This window comes from Dokdonella ginsengisoli (assembly GCF_042652785.1).
Classification (GTDB): Bacteria; Pseudomonadota; Gammaproteobacteria; order Xanthomonadales; family Rhodanobacteraceae; genus Dokdonella_A; species Dokdonella_A ginsengisoli.
Window position 1 is genome coordinate 393,773 of record NZ_JBHSHD010000007.1, and the last position, 17,294, is coordinate 411,066.

The 17,294-nt window shown below is 67.1% G+C and carries 17 protein-coding genes and 2 tRNA genes; all 19 read right to left on the bottom strand.

Annotated features, from left to right (window positions below; all coding sequences use genetic code 11):
• Positions 1–25: 25 nt before the first annotated feature.
• On the bottom strand, positions 26–553 hold the full coding sequence (rimP, locus tag ACFO6Q_RS09335) for a ribosome maturation factor RimP (protein ID WP_380020387.1): 528 nt from the start codon (positions 551–553) through the stop codon (positions 26–28).
• 229 nt (positions 554–782) lie between these two features.
• Positions 783–859: transfer RNA gene (locus ACFO6Q_RS09340), tRNA-Met, on the bottom strand.
• Between the two features lie 182 nt (positions 860–1,041).
• Positions 1,042–2,514 (bottom strand): NADH-quinone oxidoreductase subunit NuoN, encoded by a 1,473-nt coding sequence (gene nuoN, locus ACFO6Q_RS09345; protein ID WP_380020388.1) that lies wholly within the window; start codon positions 2,512–2,514, stop codon positions 1,042–1,044.
• A 10-nt stretch (positions 2,515–2,524) separates the two neighbouring features.
• The gene (locus ACFO6Q_RS09350) at positions 2,525–4,030 is read right to left on the bottom strand and encodes an NADH-quinone oxidoreductase subunit M (protein WP_380020389.1); all 1,506 of its coding nucleotides are present in this window, start codon (positions 4,028–4,030) and stop codon (positions 2,525–2,527) included.
• Between the two features lie 20 nt (positions 4,031–4,050).
• On the bottom strand, positions 4,051–6,093 hold the full coding sequence (gene nuoL, locus ACFO6Q_RS09355; RefSeq protein WP_380020390.1) for an NADH-quinone oxidoreductase subunit L: 2,043 nt from the start codon (positions 6,091–6,093) through the stop codon (positions 4,051–4,053).
• A 4-nt stretch (positions 6,094–6,097) separates the two neighbouring features.
• Positions 6,098–6,403, bottom strand: coding sequence for an NADH-quinone oxidoreductase subunit NuoK (gene nuoK, locus ACFO6Q_RS09360; RefSeq protein WP_291185416.1), 306 nt, complete (start codon positions 6,401–6,403; stop codon positions 6,098–6,100).
• Complete coding sequence (locus tag ACFO6Q_RS09365) at positions 6,400–7,029, bottom strand: NADH-quinone oxidoreductase subunit J (protein ID WP_380020391.1); 630 nt, start codon at positions 7,027–7,029, stop codon at positions 6,400–6,402. The genes nuoK and ACFO6Q_RS09365 overlap by 4 nt, the downstream gene beginning before the upstream one ends.
• 187 nt (positions 7,030–7,216) lie before the next feature.
• Positions 7,217–7,705, bottom strand: coding sequence for an NADH-quinone oxidoreductase subunit NuoI (gene nuoI, locus ACFO6Q_RS09370; RefSeq protein ID WP_380020392.1), 489 nt, complete (start codon positions 7,703–7,705; stop codon positions 7,217–7,219).
• A 10-nt stretch (positions 7,706–7,715) separates the two neighbouring features.
• On the bottom strand, positions 7,716–8,765 hold the full coding sequence (gene nuoH, locus ACFO6Q_RS09375; RefSeq protein ID WP_380020393.1) for an NADH-quinone oxidoreductase subunit NuoH: 1,050 nt from the start codon (positions 8,763–8,765) through the stop codon (positions 7,716–7,718).
• A 7-nt stretch (positions 8,766–8,772) separates the two neighbouring features.
• Positions 8,773–11,115 carry an NADH-quinone oxidoreductase subunit NuoG gene (gene nuoG, locus ACFO6Q_RS09380; RefSeq protein ID WP_380020394.1) on the bottom strand — a complete coding sequence of 781 codons (2,343 nt, stop codon included), beginning with the start codon at positions 11,113–11,115 and terminating at the stop codon, positions 8,773–8,775.
• On the bottom strand, positions 11,112–12,425 hold the full coding sequence (gene nuoF / locus ACFO6Q_RS09385; RefSeq protein WP_380020396.1) for an NADH-quinone oxidoreductase subunit NuoF: 1,314 nt from the start codon (positions 12,423–12,425) through the stop codon (positions 11,112–11,114). The genes nuoG and nuoF overlap by 4 nt, the downstream gene beginning before the upstream one ends.
• A 12-nt stretch (positions 12,426–12,437) precedes the next feature.
• Positions 12,438–12,917: a hypothetical protein gene (locus ACFO6Q_RS09390; RefSeq protein WP_380020397.1), complete on the bottom strand. Its 480-nt coding sequence runs from the start codon at positions 12,915–12,917 to the stop codon at positions 12,438–12,440.
• A 4-nt stretch (positions 12,918–12,921) separates the two neighbouring features.
• Positions 12,922–13,449 (bottom strand): NADH-quinone oxidoreductase subunit NuoE, encoded by a 528-nt coding sequence (gene nuoE, locus ACFO6Q_RS09395; protein ID WP_380020398.1) that lies wholly within the window; start codon positions 13,447–13,449, stop codon positions 12,922–12,924.
• Positions 13,446–14,699, bottom strand: a complete 1,254-nt coding sequence (locus tag ACFO6Q_RS09400) for an NADH-quinone oxidoreductase subunit D (RefSeq protein ID WP_380020399.1) — start codon at positions 14,697–14,699, stop codon at positions 13,446–13,448. The genes nuoE and ACFO6Q_RS09400 overlap by 4 nt, the downstream gene beginning before the upstream one ends.
• Before the next feature lie 5 nt (positions 14,700–14,704).
• Complete coding sequence (locus ACFO6Q_RS09405) at positions 14,705–15,427, bottom strand: NADH-quinone oxidoreductase subunit C (RefSeq protein WP_380020400.1); 723 nt, start codon at positions 15,425–15,427, stop codon at positions 14,705–14,707.
• A gap of 121 nt (positions 15,428–15,548) precedes the next feature.
• Entirely contained in the window at positions 15,549–16,103 is a 555-nt protein-coding gene (locus tag ACFO6Q_RS09410) for a NuoB/complex I 20 kDa subunit family protein (protein WP_380020401.1), read from the bottom strand.
• Positions 16,104–16,230: 127 nt separating this feature from the next.
• Positions 16,231–16,587, bottom strand: a complete 357-nt coding sequence (locus ACFO6Q_RS09415) for an NADH-quinone oxidoreductase subunit A (protein WP_380020403.1) — start codon at positions 16,585–16,587, stop codon at positions 16,231–16,233.
• 120 nt (positions 16,588–16,707) lie between these two features.
• Positions 16,708–16,792, bottom strand: a tRNA-Leu gene (locus tag ACFO6Q_RS09420).
• Between the two features lie 5 nt (positions 16,793–16,797).
• Entirely contained in the window at positions 16,798–17,283 is a 486-nt protein-coding gene (secG, locus tag ACFO6Q_RS09425; protein WP_380020404.1) for a preprotein translocase subunit SecG, read from the bottom strand.
• Positions 17,284–17,294 lie beyond the last annotated feature (11 nt).

A 17,294-nucleotide genomic window follows, 5' to 3' on the forward strand; every position in this document is an offset into this window, starting at 1 on the left:
GAGATGCGGGAATCACCGATGGCTTTCAACTCTTCTTCTTGCCCGCAGCCGGCTTGCCGGCCTTCTTGCCCGCTTCACGCCGCGGCGGCGCGAGGCCGAGCGCGACGTAATCCGGTACCAGCTGCGCCTTGGCGACGTTCGCATGCGCGATCGCAACCGGCTTGCCGTCCTGTTCGATGACGATGCGGTCACCCTCGACCGCGAGAATCCGGCCCTGGAAGCGGCGCCGGCCGTCCAGCGGCAGGTTCACGCTGACCTTCGCCGGCTCGCCGACGAAGCGCGCGAAATGCTCGAGCGTGAACAGCGGCCGCTCCAGTCCCGGCGAGGACACTTCCAGCGTGTAGCGCCCGGAGACGGGATCGTTGACGTCGAGCAGCGCGGAAATCTCGCGACTGACGCGCTCGCAATCCTCGATCGTGACGCCGCGCTCGGGCTCGTCGATGTAGACGCGCAGCAGGCTGCTTCCCGAGTTCGGGCTGAACTCGATGCCGACCAGTTCGAGGCCGAGATCGGCGATCGTCGGGGCCAGCAGTTCGTTGAGCTCTGTATTCAAGAAGTTCGCCTGCGCGACCGTTCCGGCCGTGGAAATCTGAGGGAGCACCCGTCCGTGGCCGCATGTCCCGGAAAGCAAGAAACACAAACAAAAAATGGGCACGAGGCCCATTCCGTAGTTCGCCGTTGTGTCGCATCCAACATCGGCGACCTGCCCGAAGGCAGTCGGCGCGTCCTGCGCCTGGTCAGAAAAAAAGCCGCTCAAGGCGGCCTTTTCCCTTAGACCTCGGTGGTAGCGGGGGTAGGATTTGAACCTACGACCTTCGGGTTATGAGCCCGACGAGCTGCCAGACTGCTCCACCCCGCACCGAGCCGTGAAGTATAGCGATGGCTTTGGCAGATGTCACTAGTGACCTGCATCTTCGACAAAGGCCATCTTCGACACCGGCGTGGCGAGCCCGGCGCGTGACGTCAGATGGGGACGCCGGCGGCGGATTTCCAGCCCGCCTCGGGGCGCGTCCGCCGGCGCGCCCCGCTCCGCCCGTGGGACTAGCGTGCGGCGACCGTGGCGAACGCGCCGCTGCACCATTCCAGCAGCGGGCTCCAGGCGATACCGAGCGCGATCAGGGCCAGGCCGTTCAGCGACAGGCTCCAGCGGAACGTGCGGTCCGCCGGCAGCGTCAGCGCGGCGTCGTCGGCCGGCTCGTCGAAATACATGACCTTGACCACGCGCAGGTAGTAGTAGAGGCCGATGATGGCGAACACGATCGCGACGATCGCCAGCCACAGGTGGCCCGCGTCGATCGCCGCCTTGAGCACCATCAGCTTGGGGTAGAAACCGAACAGCGGCGGCACGCCGGCGAGCGAGAACATCGTGATCGCCATGATGCCGGCGTACCACGGGTTGCGCTGGTTCAGACCCTTGAAGTCGTCGATCTCCTCGGCCTCGAAGCCGGCACGCGCGAGCAGCAGGATCATGCCGAAGGCGACGGTGGCCATCAGCGCGTAGCCGATCGCGTAGAACATCGCCGCGGCGTAGCCGCTGGCGGTGCCGTTGACGAAGCCGAGCAGCAGGAAGCCGATGTGCGACACCGTCGAGTAGGCGAGCATGCGCTTGAGGTTGCTCTGCGCGATCGCGAACAGGTTGCCGACCGCCAGCGACAGCACCGCCAGCACCGCCAGCATCAGGGTCCACTGCCCCTGCAGGCCGCCCATGGCGCCCTCGAGCAGCCGATACGCCATGCCGAACGCGGCCAGCTTCGAGCCCGAACCGATGAAGGCGGTGACCGCGGTCGGCGCGCCCTGGTAGACGTCCGGCAGCCACATGTGGAACGGCGCCGCGCTGAGCTTGAACGCGATGCCGACGACGAGGAAGACCAGGCCGAACGCGAGCAGCGTGCGGTGCGGGCTGTTGGCGGAGAAGTCGGCGACGGCGTGGATCTTGGCCAGGTCCAGCGTGCCGGTCGCGCCGTAGATCATCGACATGCCGTACAGCAGCAGGCCCGAGGCCAGCGCGCCGAGCACGAAGTACTTGATCGCCGCCTCCGAGGACGCCGACGAATCGCGGTTGAGCGCGACCAGCGCGTAGGAGCTCAGCGTGAGCAGTTCGAGGCCGAGGTAGACCGTGACCAGGCTGCCGGCCGAGACCAGCAGCATCATGCCGAGCGTGGCGAACAGCAGCAGCAGGTAGAACTCGCCGACGAACAGCTTGCGGTCGCGCAGGTAGCTGCGGCCGTAGAGGAAGACCAGGCCCGTCATCAGCAGGATGAACACCTTGAGGACGGAGGCGACGCCGTCGCCGACGAACATGCCGTTGAACGCGTACACGCTCTGCCCCGGCGCAGGCGCGCCGCAGCAGACCAGCGCGCCGGTCGCCGCCAGGGCGAGCAGCGACAGCCAGTGCGTGACGTCGCGCTGTGCGGGCTTCAGGAACAGGTCGATGAGCAGGATCGCGCAGGTCGCGCCGAGCAGGAACAGCTCCGGCCGCAGCGTCACAAGATCGGCGGGGTTGAATTGGATCATCTCGGACGACCTATGCCTTGGCCATGGTGAGTGCCTTCACGATCTCGAGCACGGCCGGCTCCATCAGATCGGTCAGCGGTTTCGGGTACACGCCGAGCGCGAGCACGGCGACCGCGAACGCGCCGAGCACGATCCACTCGCGTGCGTCGAGATCCTTCATCTTGGCGACCTTGTCGTTGCCGACCTCGCCGAAGACCACGCGCTTGACCAGCCACAGCGTGTAGGCGGCGCCGATGATCAGGGTGAATGCGGCCAGCAGCGCGATCAGCGGGCTGTCCTGGAACGCCGCCAGGATCACCATGAACTCGCCGACGAAGCCGCTGGTGCCCGGCAGGCCGCAGTTGGCCATGGCGAACAGCACCATGAACGCGGCGAACCACGGCATCACGTTGGCGACGCCGCCGTAGTCCTTGATCATTCGGGTATGCAGGCGGTCGTACAACACGCCGATGCACGAGAACATCGCGCCGGACACGAAGCCGTGCGAGATCATCTGCACCATCGCGCCCTGGATCGCCAGGCGCGCGCCGGCCGGGTTGTGATGCTCGCGCACCAGCGCCAGCGCGATGAACAGGCCGAGCGTGACGAAGCCCATGTGCGCGATCGACGAGTACGCGATCAGCTTCTTCATGTCCTCCTGCACCAGCGCGACGTAGCCGATGTAGAGGATCGCGATCAGCGACATCGCGATGACCACCCAGGCGTATTCCTGCGAGGCGTCGGGCGTGATCGGCAGCGAGAAGCGCAGGAAGCCGTAGCCACCGACCTTCAGCATGATCGCGGCCAGGATGACCGAGCCGCCGGTCGGCGCCTCGACGTGCGCGTCGGGCAGCCAGGTGTGCACCGGCCACATCGGCACCTTGATCGCGAACGCGATCAGGAAGGCGAAGAACAGCCAGGCCTGCTCCTTCGTGCCGAGCCCGGCGTTGGCGAACGCCTCGAGCGAGAACTGGCCGGTCTTCATATGCAGGTAGACCAGGCCGACCAGCATGAAGATCGAGCCGAGGAAGGTGTAGATGAAGAACTTCAGCGTGGCGTAGACGCGTCGCGGGCCGCCCCAGATGCCGATGATGATGAACATCGGGATCAGCATGCCCTCGAAGAACACGTAGAACAGCAGCGCGTCGGTCGCCGCGAACACGCCGATCAGCAGGCCTTCCAGCGCCAGCATCGCCGCCATGTACTGCGACACGCGCTTGTCGATCGGCCCCCACGAGCCGAGGATCACCAGCACGCTGGTGAACGTGGTCAGCACGATCAGCGCGACCGAGATGCCGTCGACGCCGAGCGCGTAGTTGACCTTCAGCGCCGGGATCCACGGCAACAGCTCGACGAACTGCATGCCCGGCAGCGACGGCTGGTAGCCGGTCCACAGCGGGATCGACAGCACGAAGGTCGCCAGCGCGACCAGCAGCGAGAGCCAGCGCGCGACGCGCGCCTCGCGACCGAACGCGAGCACGGCGACCGCGCCGAGGATCGGCAGCCAGATCAGGAGACTCAACAGATGCGAAGACATGTCCTATGCAATCCCCTGGATCAAGGTGCGGCGTGCGCGAACCACCACAGGCCGCCGAGCAGCGCGATCAGGCCGAGGATCATCGCGAACGCGTAGTGGTAGAGGTAACCCGACTGCAGCCAGCGCACCGTCGCTGAGACGCGACCGATCACCGCCGCCGAGCCGTTGACGACGACGCCGTCGATGACGCCGACGTCGCCGCCCTTCCACAGGCCGCGGCCGAGCGCGACGCCGCCGCGCGCGAACACCGCCTGGTAGATCTCGTCGATCCAGTACTTGTTGGCGAGCACGTTGTAGAGCGGCCGCAGCGCGTTCCTGGCCTTGTCGGCGATGCCGGGGTTGAGCAGCCAGATGTAGGTGGCGACGGCGAAGCCGGCGAAGGCGATCCAGAACGGCGCCTGCGTGAAGCCGTGCAGCACCATCGCCCAGGCGCCGTGGAACTCGTGGCCGAGTTCCTTCAGCACGTCGTTGTGCTCGGTGACGCGGATCGCCGCGCCGAACCAGCCCTCGAACAGCATCGGCCCGATCGTGAACCAGCCGATCACGACGGACGGGATCGCCAGCAGCACCAGCGGCAGCGTGATGACCCACGGCGACTCGTGCGGGGCGTGCGCCAGGTGGCCCGGCTCGTGATGGCCGTGGTCGGCATGATCGTCGTGACCGTGGCCGTGGTGCGCGTCGACGACGAAGCGCTCCTTGCCGTGGAAGGTCATGTAGAGCAGGCGGAAGCTGTACAGCGCGGTGACGAACACGCCGGCCATGACGCAGAAGTAGGCGTAGCCGGCGCCCCAGCGGTGCGATTCACCGACCGCCTCGATGATCGCGTCCTTGGAGAAGAAGCCGGCGAAACCCGGCGCGCCGGCCAGCGCCAGCGAGCCCAGCCACATCGTGATCCAGGTGATCGGCATGTACTTGCGCAGGCCGCCCATGTGGCGCATGTCCTGCTCGTGGTGCATGGCGACGATGACCGAGCCGGCGCCGAGGAACAGCAGCGCCTTGAAGAACGCGTGCGTCATCAGGTGGTAGACGCCGCCGGCGTAGGCCGACACGCCGAGCGCGACGGTCATGTAGCCCAGCTGCGACAGCGTCGAGTACGCGACGACGCGCTTGATGTCGTTCTGGACGATGCCGATCAATCCGGTGAACAGCGCGGTGGTGGCGCCGATGACCAGCACGAACGACAACGCGGTCTCGGACAGCTCGAACAGCGGCGACATGCGCGCGACCATGAAGATGCCGGCGGTCACCATCGTGGCGGCGTGGATCAGCGCCGAGATCGGCGTCGGGCCTTCCATCGAGTCCGGCAGCCAGACGTGCAGCGGCACCTGCGCCGACTTGCCCATCGCGCCGATGAACAGGCAGATGCACACGATCGTCGCGACCGACCACGGATGGCCGGCGAAGATCTCGACCGTCTTCACGCCGGCCGGGCCGTTGAGCGTGTTCTGGAACACCTGCGCGTAGTCGAGCGAGCCGAACCACAGCAGCACGCCGGCGATGCCGAGCAGGAAGCCGAAGTCGCCGACGCGGTTGACCAGGAACGCCTTCATATTGGCGAAGATCGCGCTCGGCCGCTTGAACCAGAAACCGATCAGCAGGTACGAGACGAGGCCCACCGCTTCCCAGCCGAAGAACAGCTGCAGGAAGTTGTTGCTCATCACCAGCATCAGCATCGAGAACGTGAACAGCGCGATGTAGCTGAAGAAGCGCTGGAAGCCGTCGTCCTCGGCCATGTAGCCGATCGTGTAGACGTGCACCATCAGCGAGACGAAGGTGACCACCACCATCATCATCGCGGTGAGGCGGTCGACCAGGAAGCCGACGTTGGCGCTCAGGCGGCCGACCTCGAACCAGGTGTACAGGTTCTGGTTGAACACCGGCGCGCCGCCCCAGACCAGCTGGTACAGCACGTAGAACGACAGCCCGCAGGCCAGCGCGACGCCGGCGATGGTGATCGCAGCCGCGCCGGCGCGGCCGACCTGGCGGCGGAACAGGCCGGCGACCACGGCGCCGAACAGCGGCGCGAGAACGATGGTCAGCAGCAGGGTCTTCGACAGAGGCATCGGTTCAACCCTTCAGCGAATCGATTTCGGTGACGTTGATCGTCGCGCGGTTGCGGAACAGCACGACCAGGATCGCGAGCCCGATCGCGGCCTCGGCCGCGGCGACGGTCAGGATGAAGAACACGAACACCTGCCCGGACGGGTCGCCGAGGTAGCGCGAGAACGCGACGAAGTTCGTGTTCACCGCGAGCAGCATCAGCTCGATCGCCATCAGCAGCACGATCACGTTCTTGCGATTGATGAAGATGCCGGCCACGGCGATGCAGAACAGGATCGCCCCGAGCGTGAGGTAGTGCGACAGCGGAATCATGGCGCGGGAGTCTCCTGGTTCGCGGCGGCCGGCTTCTCGGCCTGCATCTTGACGATGCGGATGCGCTCGCGGGCCTCGACGCGCACCTGGCGCGAGGGGTTCTGCGCCTTGATGCCGGTGCGGTGGCGCAGGGTCAGCGGGATGGCGGCGATGATGCCGACGGTCAGGATCAGCGCGGCGACCTCGAACGGCAGCAGGAACTCGCTGAACAGCGCCGTCGCCAGCCACACCGTGTTCGACATGCCGGCGGCCGCGGCCGGATCGGCCGGCGCCTGGATGTCCATCGCGCGCACGCCGATCAGGGCGAGCATCTCGGCCAGCATGACCACCGCGACCAGCAGGCCGAACGGCAGCGCCCGCACGAAGCCCTCGCGCAGCGGATCCAGGTCGAGGTCGAGCATCATCACGACGAACAGGAACAGCACCATGACCGCGCCGACGTAGACCAGCACCAGCACGATGGCGAGGAACTCGGCATCGGCCAGCAGCCACAGGCAGGCGGTCGAGAAGAACGTCAGCACCAGACTGAGCGCGGCGTGCACCGGGCTCTTCAGCGTGACCACGGCCAGTGCGGCGCCGACGGCGACCGCGGCGAAGGCGTAGAAGCAGATCAGTTGGAAGCTCATGCCTCTGTTCCCGTTGCGAGAAAAGCCCGACGCATCGCGTCGTTCCCTTCTCCCGCTTGCGGGAGAAGGTGCCCCGGAGGGGCGGATGAGGGGAACCCTTGCAGGGTTTTCGCAGGACCGCTCCCCACCCCGCCCCTCTCCCGCAAGCGGGAGAGGGGGGAAAGCACAAGCATCGTCGACATCGCGTTCATCGGTACGCCGCATCCTGTGCACGGGCGGCCGCGATGTCCTTCTCGAAGCGGTCGCCGATCGCCAGCAGCTTCGGCTTGGTCACGATGTTCTCGCCGCGCTGCTCGAAGTGGTACTCGTGGATCGACGTCTCGACGATCGAATCGACTGGGCAGCTCTCCTCGCAGAAGCCGCAGTAGATGCACTTGAACAGGTCGATGTCGTAGCGCGTGGTGCGGCGCGTGCCGTCCTCGCGCGGCGCCGAGTCGATGGTGATCGCCAGCGCCGGGCATACCGCCTCGCACAGCTTGCAGGCGATGCAGCGTTCCTCGCCGTTCGGATAGCGGCGCAGCGCGTGCAGGCCGCGGAAGCGGTTCGACTTGGGGATGTGTTCCATCGGATAGCGCACCGTGTACTTCGGGCGCCACAGGTATTTGAACGTGAGCCAAAGGCCAGCGCGCAATTCGCTCAGCATCAGGCTCTTGAAATAGGAGGTCACTCGATTCATTGCTCTGGCCTCAGGCGCCCGTCGTGACCCAGCCGAAATACTTCAGGCAGCCGGCCACGAACACCCACACGATCGTGATCGGGATGAAGACCTTCCAGCCGAGCCGCATGATCTGGTCGTAGCGATAGCGCGGGAAGCTCGCGCGGAACCAGATGAACGCGGTCGCGAAGAAGAACGCCTTGGCCGCCAGCCACCACCAGCCGGGCGCGCCGAGGAAGCCCCACGCAGCCGGAAACGGCGACAGCCAGCCGCCGAAGAACAGGATCGGCGCCAGGAACGACACCAGGATCATGTTCGCGTATTCGGTCAGGAAGAACACCGCGAACGGCGCGCCGGAATACTCGACGTGGAAGCCGGCGACGATTTCCGACTCGCCTTCGGCGACGTCGAACGGTGCGCGGTTGGTCTCGGCCACGCCGGAGACGAAGTAGATCACCGCCATCGGCAGCAGCGGCACCACGAACCAGTCGAGGATGCCCTTCGCGCCGGCCTGCGCATTGACGATGTCGGACAGGTTCAGGCTGCCGGCGAGCACCAGCACGCTGACCAGCGAGAAGCCCATCGCGATCTCGTAGGAGATCGTCTGCGCCGCCGCGCGCATCGCACCGAGCATGGCGTAGCGCGAGTTCGAGGCCCAGCCGGCGAGGATGATGCCGTACACGCCCATCGAGGTCATCGCGAGCAGGAACAAAAGGCCCGCATTGGCGTCCGACCAGGCCACGTGCGGACCGATCGGCACCACCGCCCAGGCCGCGAAGGCCGGGATCAGCGCCCACAGCGGCGCGAGCAGGAACAGCTTCTTGTTCGCGTTGGCCGGGTAGATGACTTCCTTCAGCAGCAGCTTGAACACGTCGGCGAAGGTCTGCGCCAGGCCCAGCGGACCGACCTTGTTCGGTCCCATGCGCACGTGCATCCAGCCGATGACCTTGCGCTCCCACCACACGTACAGCGCGACCGCGATGATCAACGGCAGCATCGGGAACAGGAACAGCCCGATCGCCATCGAGAGCGTCGGGAAGGTCGTGACGAACCAGGTGTAGGCGTCGATGATCCAGTTCATGTCGTCGTCACGCCTTCACGATGTCCAGGGTGGCGCCGTACGGCGGCAGCGCGGCCGTGGCGACGTGCCCGGCCTCGATCCAGGCCGCTCCGCGCGGCACGCGCGTGGAGACCTCGACCGGCAGCACCACCGACGAGGACACCTTCGCGTTCGCGCCTGCGCCCAGGCCGAGCGCGAGCGCGTCCTCCGGGTGCAGCACCACGCCGGCCGGGCGCGACAGCGGATGCGCCTGCAGAGCCGGCGAGCGGCGCAGCACGGCGTCGGCGCGATACACGGCGGTGGTGGCGATGCGCACGAAGCGGCCGGCGGCCGGCTCCTTGCGCGGTGCCGGCGCCGCCGTGTCCGCGTGCGGCGCGGCCTCGCGCATCTGCGCGCGGACTTCGTCGATCTCGGTGAAGCCGAAGCCGTCCAGCGACAGCGCCGATCCGAGCGCGCGCAGCACCTTCCAGCCCGGACGCGCGTCGCCCGGCAGCTTGGTCGCGGCGGAGACGACCTGCGTGATGCCGTCGAGATTGGTGTAGCTGCCGTCGATCTCCGGCGGCAGGCCGATCGGCAGCACCGCGTGCGCGGTGCGCTTGACGCCCTCGCAGGCGTAGGCGCCGACGTAGACGTAGAAGTCCGCTCCGCTGCGCGCCTGGTCGAATGCGGCGGGCGCGCCGGTGTCCTGCGAACCGGCCTGGTAGACGATCAGCTGCTTGGGCGGCTTCACCAGCATGGCGGCGGCGTCGCGGCCGGACGCCTGCGGCTGCGCGCCGGCGCGCGCCAGGCCGACGGCGTTCGCGCCGTTGGGAATCTCATCGTAGGCCGAGCCGGTGGCTTTCGCGACGAAGCGTGCCGCCGCGCGCAGCCAGGCCGCGTTCGGATGCTGCACGGCGCTTTCGCCGAGGATCACCACCGAGGCGGCGGAGTCGCGCAGCTGCGCGACCCAGCCCTGCGCCGTCGCACCGGCGTCGAGGCCGCCGATCGCCTGCGCCAGCGCCGACGACTCCGGCAGGTGGCCCAGGTCGTTGCTCGCCTTGGCCAGCGCGAGCACGGCGTCGAGCATCGCCGACGGCGTCGCCACCGTCTTGCCGGCCAGCTCGAAGTTGAAGTCGAAATCGACCGGGTTGATCGCGTAGACCCTGGCCCCGCCCTTCACCGCCTTGCGCAGGCGATGGTTCAGCAGCGGAACCTCGTGACGCGGATTGCAGCCGACCAGCAGGATCGTGCGGGCCTTCTCGATCTCGGCGACCGGCATCTGGAAGGGCGCGGCGAACGGCGCGTCGGAGAAATCCTGCGTGCGCAGGCGATGGTCGATGCTGTCGCTGCCGAGACCGCGCACCAGGCGGGCCAGCAGATGGCCCTCCTCGTTCGAGGCCAGCGGCGCGACCAGCGCGCCGACGTCGCCGCGCGCGGTGCGCAGATGGTCGGCGACGAAGGCCAGGGCCTCGGCCCAGCTCGCCTCGACCAGCTCGCCGTTGCGGCGGATCATCGGCCTGGTCGCGCGGTCGGGCGCGCGCAGCGCGTCGTTGGAATAGCGGTCGCGGTCCGACAGCCAGCATTCGTTGATCGACTCGGCGTCGCGCGGCACCGCACGCAGCGCCTCGCCGCGGCGCGTGTGCAGCCACAGGTTGGAGCCCAGCGCGTCGTGGTAGCCGATCGACTCGCGTGCGATCAGCTCCCAGGCGCGCGCCTTGAAGCGGAACGGCTTGTTGGTCAGCGCGCCGACCGGGCAGACGTCGATGACGTTGCCCGACAGCTCGCTCATCAGCGGCTTGCCGACGTAGGTGCCGATCTGCAGCCGCTCGCCACGCTCCATGCCGCCCAGTTCGTAGGTGCCGGCCACCTCGGACATCACGCGCACGCAGCGCGTGCACTGGATGCAGCGCGTCATCTCGGTCTCGACCAGCGGGCCGAGGTCCTCGTCGGGGATCGTGCGCTTGCGCTCGACGAAGCGGCTGACCGAGCGGCCGTAGCCCATCGACAGGTCCTGCAGCTCGCACTCGCCGCCCTGGTCGCAGATCGGGCAGTCGAGCGGATGGTTGATCAGCAGGAACTCCATCACGTTGCGCTGCGCGGACAGGGCGCGCTGCGACTGCGTCTGGATCTTCATGCCGTCGGCGACGGGCGTGGCGCAGGCCGGCTGCGGCTTGGGCATCGGCTTGCCGCCCATCTCGACCTCGACCATGCACATGCGGCAGTTCGCGGCGATCGGCAGCTTCTCGTGGTAGCAGAAGCGCGGAATCGCGATGCCGGCCTTGTCGGCCGCGGCAATGATCATCGAGTTCTTCGGCACGACCATCGAGCGGCCGTCGATCTCGATCGTGACGTGATCCGGCGGCACGGCCGGAGCTGCGGGCTGCGCGCTCATGCGGCCACTCCCAGCTTTGTGTCCACGATCGAGCGGCCGTTCTTGATGAAGTATTCGAATTCGTCCCAGTAGTGGCGCAGGAAGCCCTGCACCGGCCACGCGGCGGCTTCGCCGAACGCGCAGATCGTATGGCCTTCGATCTGGCCGGCGGCGGCCTTGAGCATGTCGAGGTCGCCGAGCTGGGCCTTGCCTTCGACGATGCGCGTCAGCATGCGGTACATCCAGCCGGTGCCTTCGCGGCACGGCGTGCACTGGCCGCAGCTTTCCTTGAAATAGAACTGGCTGATGCGGCGGCAGGCGCGCACCATGCAGGTGGTCTCGTCCATGACGATGACCGCGCCCGAGCCGAGGCCGGAGCCGGCCTTCTGGATCGCGTCGTAGTCCATCGTCAGTTCCATCATCGTCGCCGCCGGCAGCACCGGCATCGACGAGCCGCCGGGGATCACCGCCTTCAGCTTGTGGCCGTTGCGCACGCCGCCGGCCATCTCGAGCAGGTCCTTGAACGACGTGCCCAGGCGGATCTCGTAGTTGCCCGGCTTGTTGACGTGGCCGGACACCGAGAAGATCTTCGGCCCGCCGTTGTTCGGCTTGCCCTGGTTCAAGAACCACTCGGCGCCCTTGACGAGGATCGTCGGCACCGAGGCATAGGTTTCGGTGTTGTTGATCGTCGTCGGCCGGCCGTACAGGCCGAAGTTGGCCGGGAACGGCGGCTTGAAGCGCGGCTGGCCCTTCTTGCCTTCGAGCGACTCCATCAGCGCGGTCTCTTCACCGCAGATGTAGGCGCCGGCGCCGAGCGCGTTGTGGATGTCGACGTCGATGCCGCTGCCCTGGATGTTCCTGCCGAGCAGGCCAGCCTCGTAGGCTTCCTTCAGCGCGTGCTCGATGTGCTCGAACGGCTCGTGATGGAATTCGCCGCGCAGGTAGTTGTAGGCGACGGTCGAGCCGGTCGCGTAGCAGGCGATCGCCAGCCCTTCGAGCACCGCGTGCGGGTTGAAGCGCAGGATGTCGCGATCCTTGCACGTGCCCGGCTCGGACTCGTCCGAGTTGCACAGGATGTACTTCTGCCCCGGCGCGGTGCGCGGCATGAACGACCACTTCAGGCCGGTCGGGAAGCCCGCGCCGCCGCGGCCGCGCAGGCCGCTCTTCTTGACCTCGTCGACGATCGTCGCCGGATCGGGCTTCTCGGCGAGGATCTTCTTCCACGCCTTCCAGCCGTCGGCCTTCAGATAGTTTTCCAGCGTCCACGGCTGCTCGTGGTGCAGCGTCGTGTAGACGACCTGGTGTTCCTGTGGTGCGGGACCGTAGCTCATCGTTACCTTGCCTCAGGATCCGATCGCCTGCGCGCGCGCGCATACGAGCGATTGCAGATTCTTCTGCCAACCCGTGGCCGCGGGGGCGAAGGCGTAGGCCTCGTCCGCGCGACCCTGATACTTGATTTTCCGCTTGTCGCCGGTGATCTCCGCCGACAGCACCGAACCGTTGACCGTGCGCAGCGACGCTTCGCCGGCGCAGTGGTAGTACTCGCTGGCCAGCTCGCTGTCGTAGCCCAGCGCCTTGCGGCCATCCTCGGAAAGCAGTGCACGCCGCACGGCGACGAAGTACGGCCCTCCGAGCGGATTGCCGGCGGCATCGGTCGCCTTGGCGACGTCGGCCTTGCGCACCGAATCGAGATCCACTTCCAGGCGCGCGCCGGAATCCCAGAACGCGCGGTCGCTGTCCTCGAACGTCGTCCACGCCTCCGCCTGCGCGCACGCGGGCAGCGCCAGGGCGAGAGCAAGGAACGCGCCGGCCGGACGATTCATGCCGTCACTCCAGCCCGTCGAGGATCTGATCGACCTTCTGGATCGTCAGCTTCTCGTGGTAGTGGCCGTTGACGACCATCATCGGCGCGCCGCAGCACGCGGCCAGGCATTCCTCTTCCTTCTTGAGGTAGATGCGTCCGTCCGCGCTGCTCTCGCCGAGCTTGATGCCGTACTTCTGCTCGCAGTGGCGCACGATGTCCTCGGCGCCGTTGAGCCAGCAGGAGATGTTCGTGCAGATCGCGACGTTGTTGCGCGCGACCGGCGTGGTCTCGAACATCGAGTAGAACGTGGCGACCTCGTAGCCCCAGACCTGCGGCAGGCCGAGGTACTTCGTCACCGCGGTGATCAGCTCGTCGGTCAGATGGCCGCCGTTCTGCTCCTGCGCCGCCCACAGGCCCTGGATCAGCGCCGAGCGCTTGCGGTCCGGCGGAAACTTCGCCACCCAGTGGTCGATGTGCTCGCGCGTGTGCGCGTTCAACGCGAGCAGCGGATCGACGTCCTTGACCTGCTCGAAGGTACCGGTCGCTTTCATCGGTCGACTTCTCCGAATACGACGTCGTAGGTGCCGATCATCGCGACGACGTCGGCCAGCATGTGCCCGCGCACGATGGAGTCCATCGATGACAGGTGCACGAAACTCGGCGCACGGCACTTCAGGCGGAACGGCTTGTTGGCGCCGTCGGAGACCAGGTAGATGCCGAATTCGCCCTTCGGTGCCTCGACCGCCGCGTAGGTCTCGCCCGGCGGAACCGAATAGCCTTCGGTGAACAGCTTGAAGTGATGGATCAGCGCTTCCATGTCGTCCTTCATCTCGACACGCGAAGGCGGCGCGACCTTGAAGTTGCGCACCATCACCGGCCCCGGATTCTTCCGCAGCCAGTCCACGCACTGCTTGACGATGCGGTTGGACTGGCGCATCTCCTCGACGCGCACGAGGTAACGGTCGTAGCAGTCGCCCTTGACGCCGACCGGGATGTCGAAATCGACCTCGGCGTACTTGGCGTAGGGCTGCTTCTTGCGCAGGTCCCATTCGATGCCGGAGCCGCGCAGCATCGGCCCGGACATGCCCCAGGCCATCGCGTGCTCGGGCGAGACGATGCCGATGTCGACGGTGCGCTGCTTCCAGATGCGGTTGCCGGTCAGCAGGGTTTCGTATTCGTCGACGCGGCGCGGGAAATCGGCCGTGAAGGCGTCGAGGAAGTCGAGCATCGAACCGCCGCGCCATTCGTTCAGGCGCTCCAGATCCTTGCCCTTGTGCCACTTCGACTCGCCGTACTTGGGCATCTGCTCGGGCAGGTCGCGGTAGACGCCGCCGGGGCGGTAGTAGGTCGCGTGCATGCGCGCGCCGGAGACCGCCTCGTAGCAGTCCATCAGCTCCTCGCGCTCGCGGAACGCGTACAGGAACACCGCCATCGCACCGAGGTCGAGCGCGTTCGAGCCGAGCCACATGAGGTGGTTCAGGATGCGCGTGATCTCGTCGAACATCGTGCGGATCCACTGCGCGCGTTCGGGCACCTCGACGCCGAGCAGGTTCTCGATGGCGCGCACGTAGGCGTGCTCGTTGCACATCATCGAGACGTAGTCGAGGCGGTCCATGTAGCCGATCGACTGGTTGAACGGCTTGGACTCGGCCAGCTTCTCGGTCGCGCGGTGCAGCAGGCCGACGTGCGGGTCGGCGCGGACGATCGTCTCGCCGTCCATCTCCAGCACCAGGCGCAGCACGCCGTGCGCAGCCGGATGCTGCGGGCCGAAGTTCATCGTGTAGTTCTTGATTTCCTGCATGGCGGCTATTTCCCTGCCTTGCTTTCGGCGCTCGCCTGCTCGTAGCGCGAGTCGTCGCGGATGGTGCGCGGCACCAGCACGCGCGGCTCGACCGAGGTCACCGGCTCGTACACCACGCGCTGCTTCTCGGGGTCGTAGCGCACCTCGACGTTGCCGATCAGCGGGAAGTCCTTGCGGAACGGATGGCCGACGAAACCGTAGTCGGTGAGGATGCGGCGCAGGTCCGGGTGGCCTTCGAACACGATGCCGTACAGGTCGAACGCCTCGCGCTCGAACCAGTCCACGGCCGGCCAGATATCGATCAGCGACGGCAGGCTCGGCAGCTCGTCGTCGGCGCAGTGCGCGCGCAGGCGCAGGCGCCGGTTGTGCGCGAGCGAGAGCAGGTGCACGACCACGCCGAAGCGGTGCGGGATGTGCGCCGGATGCGGGCGGTCGGCCCAGCCGAAGCGTCCCGGACCCTCGCCTTCGACGCCGCGCGAGAAGCCGGTCCACGACACGTCGGTGGTGTCCCACTCGGCGTCGCCGTAGGACAGGTAGTCGACGCCGCACAGGTCCATCGCCTGCTCGAAGCGCAGCTCGGCGTCGTCGCGCAGCATCGTCGCGGCCGCGAGCCAGTTCTCCGGCAGCACCTCGACCGTCGTCTCGCCGCGCGTGTGGGTCAGCCGGACCAGCTTCTGGCCGAGCCTGGCCTCCAGCTTCTGCGCGAATTGTGAGTTGGCTTCCGTCATCGCTCTATCACTGTTCAAGTGCCTGCACGTCCGTGTCGCGCGTTGCGTTCGGCGTCCTGCCTCACTCCCGCGGCCGGCGCCGGCGCCTTCTGGGCGTCGGCGGCGCGCGGCGGGCCCGATTTCAGCGGGCGATCGTGTTCGTGCGGCGGATCTTCTTCTGCAGCTGCAGGATGCCGTGGATCAGCGCCTCGGCCGTCGGCGGGCAGCCCGGCACGTAGATGTCGACCGGCACGATGCGATCGCAGCCGCGCACGACCGCGTACGAATAGTGGTAGTAGCCGCCGCCGTTCGCGCACGAGCCCATCGAGATGACCCATTTCGGGTCGGGCATCTGGTCGTAGACCTTGCGCAGCGCCGGAGCCATCTTGTTGACCAGAGTGCCGGCGACGATCATCACGTCGGACTGGCGCGGCGACGGACGGAAGATCACGCCGTAGCGGTCCAGGTCCAGGCGCGCGGCGCCGGCGTGCATCATCTCGACCGCGCAGCAGGCCAGGCCGAAGGTCATCGGCCACATCGAGCCGGTGCGCGCCCAGTTGATCAGGGCGTCCATGCTCGCGGTGGCGAAGCCGCGCTGGATCAGCGGATTGTCGTCGCCGGGCCGCAGGATGTCGTCGACGATGCTGACCGGCGGCGGGTTGTGCATCGACTCGCCGATGCGGGAAACCAGACTCATGCGTCAATCCTCGTGATGCCACCGGCGCAGGGATGCGCCGACGCGGAGAACGCGGCCGCGTTCGACGCGGCAAACGCGGCGCGGCAAACGCGGCGTGGCAGGATGCCCGGTCCGGCGCTTGGGAACGCTACTCCCATTCGAGAGCTCCCTTCTTCCAGACGTAGACGAAGCCGAGCACCAGCAGCGCCAGGAACATGCCCATCTCGATCAGCCCGAGCAGGCCGAGCTTGGAGAACACCGTCGCCCACGGAAAGACGAAGGCGATCTCGAGATCGAAGATGATGAACAGGATCGCGATCAGGTAGTAGCGCACGTCGAAACGCATGCGCGCGTCCTCGAACGCTTCGAAGCCGCACTCGTAGGGCGTGTACTTCTGGGCCTGCGGCCGCTTCGGGCCGAGCAGATTGCCGATCACGATCAGCGCGATGCCGACGATCGCGGTGACGACGAGGAACAACAGCACCGGGAAATACTCGGTGAGCACACACACCTCCGCGCCTGGCGGCGCATCAGCGATCGCTCCGGCCGGGCCGGGCGACGACGGTAAAGAAAGATCGGGCGAACACGCCCCGGAGAATGCCCCGGAGCGCGACCGACCGATTTATGGTGCCCAAGAGAGGACTCGAACCTCCACGACTTGCGTCGCTACCACCTCAAGGTAGTGCGTCTACCAATTCCGCCACCTGGGCACAGCTTACTTTCCGTCCTTCCCCCCATCCTTCGGCGCGTCTTTCGCCGGCGCGTCGGCGGCCGGCTTGTCGCCGGTCGCGGCGGGCTTGTCGGCGGCTTCGGCGGACGTCGGCTGCGGCTTGTCGGGCGACGCCGCTGGCGCCGCCGCCGGCTGCGGAACTTCGCCGTTCGACGAAGGTGCCGCCGGAGCCGGTTTCGCCGGAGTGGCGACGCCGGACATCACGCCGAGATCGTCCGACGAACGGATCTGAGCATCCGGACGACCGACATAGATGCCCATGCCGAGGCTGAGCAGGAAGAACAAACCGGCGAGGACCGCCGTGCTGCGCGACAGGAAGTTCGCCGAGCCGCGCGCACCGAAGACGGTTGCCGAAGCGCCACCACCGAAGCCCGACCCCGCCGCGGCGCCAGCACCGCGCTGCAGGAGGATCAGGACGATCATGCCGATGGCGATCAGCACATAGAGGATGTTTGCAACGATGGACAACATGAGTCGTAGCT